The following is a 340-nucleotide window of genomic DNA, read 5'->3' on the forward strand; positions in this document are numbered from 1 at the left end:
CGAGTCTCAAGGGCTTTTTCCAAGCTTGACTAGGCTTATCGCAAGTTAATACGTCCTTCATCGCCTCCAACTGCCAAGGCATCCACCGTGTACGCTTAGTCACTTAACCATACAACCCAAACGAGTCTTTGTTTTGTGACAGTTTAACTTCGCCAGAAGTTAATATTGAATACTAAAGTAGATACCAATTAATTATTTTTTTGAATAATTAATGGCATTTTTTACTTTTGAAAACTCTGTACAAATAACATTGTTATTTATACGAATTTTATTATCAGCTTTTCCAAATTTTTAAAGAGCATATTAATTAGTTAACCCTGAGGGTAAAACTAACTAACAA

1 rRNA gene is annotated in these 340 nt (G+C 33.2%); it reads right to left on the minus strand.

Going from position 1 to position 340, the window contains the following annotated elements:
• Positions 1 to 109: ribosomal RNA gene (locus tag CWC30_RS18470) — 23S ribosomal RNA — on the minus strand; the annotation flags it as partial.
• Positions 110 to 340 lie beyond the last annotated feature (231 nt).

Origin of the sequence: Pseudoalteromonas sp. S4741 (assembly GCF_005886135.1) — a bacterium.
Lineage (GTDB): Bacteria > Pseudomonadota > Gammaproteobacteria > Enterobacterales > Alteromonadaceae > Pseudoalteromonas > Pseudoalteromonas tetraodonis.